The 1,213-nt window shown below is 64.0% G+C and carries 1 protein-coding gene; it reads left to right on the top strand.

Annotation, left to right across the window (positions count from 1 at the left end; all coding sequences use genetic code 11):
• Positions 1-1,166, top strand: a 1,166-nt coding sequence (locus tag FM069_RS21490) for a bacteriophage T4 gp5 trimerisation domain-containing protein (RefSeq protein WP_407681604.1), incomplete at its 5' end; no start/stop codon positions are given.
• Positions 1,167-1,213: the final 47 nt, after the last annotated feature.

Consider the following 1,213-nt stretch of genomic DNA (forward strand, 5'->3'; position numbering starts at 1 on the left):
TGTGGATCCACGCCGAGAAGAACCAGGACATCGAGGTCGAGCACGACGAGACCCACTGGGTGGGCAACGACCGACGCAAGACCATCGACCGTGATGAGACGACCCAGGTCAAACGCGACCGCACCGAGACGGTGGACCGTCACGAGACCATCACGGTGCACGGCAACCGCACGGAGGAAGTGGATGGCAACGAGGCGATCACCATCCACAAGAACCGCACCGAAACGGTGGACGGCAATGAAAGCATCACGGTCCACCAGGACCGCACCGAAGCGGTCGACGGTGACGAGACGCTCAAGGTCCATGGCTCACGCAAGCGAACGGTCGACGGTCAAGAAAAGCTGAGCGTCCACAAAAGCCGCACCAAGACCGTCGACAAGAACGAGACCGACAAGATCGGCAGCAATTGGTCGATCAAGGTGGGCAAGCTCAAGACCGAGACCATCGGCATGGCCAACATGGAAAACATCGGCCTGGCTCGGATGACCACCATCGGGGTGGGCTACAGCCTCAATGTCGGCATGATGATGAACACCGTGGTCGGCATGCAGCAATCGACGCAGGTGGGCAAGCGCAAGACCCTGAAGGTCGGCAGCGACTACAGCCTGGATATCGGATCGCGGCATGAGCTGAAAGTGGGCGGTGTTTCGCTGCACCAGGCAGCGGATCACCTGGAGATCGCCTGCGGCGCGGCCAAGATCGTGCTGCGAGCCGATGGCGGTATCTATCTGTCGGGTACTCACATCGAGATCCAGGGGAGCCAGGCGATCAACGCCGACGCCGCCCTGGTGCAGATCAATTGCGGCGCCAGCCAGAAAGCGCCCGGTGCGCCGGCGGCCCAGACTGATGCGCCCGCGAGCACGGACACCGAGGGGAGCGCCGAACAGGGCACTGGCGGCTCGCCCATGGCGAATTCGCTGGTTGCCGCCAAAGGCCACAACCCGATGGATTCGATGATGGCGGGGCTCGAGGGCGGAAATGCCTTTTCGACCCTGGGCAAACTGGCGCAGCTGGCCTCCGCCACCGGTCTGGGCGGCAAAGGCGCAGGCCTTGCGAGCTCGGTACTCGGCATGGCGGGCGGCACGGGATTGGGAGGCGGGCTCTCGGGCGGCGTGGATCCTGCCCACCTGCCCGTCGTCGGGATCAACGGCCCCATCAAACACTGATCAGGGAGGAACCGCCGTGGGTCAACCCGCTGCGCGCATGGGCGATG

Origin of the sequence: Pseudomonas mangiferae (assembly GCF_007109405.1) — a bacterium.
GTDB lineage: Bacteria > Pseudomonadota > Gammaproteobacteria > Pseudomonadales > Pseudomonadaceae > Pseudomonas_T > Pseudomonas_T mangiferae.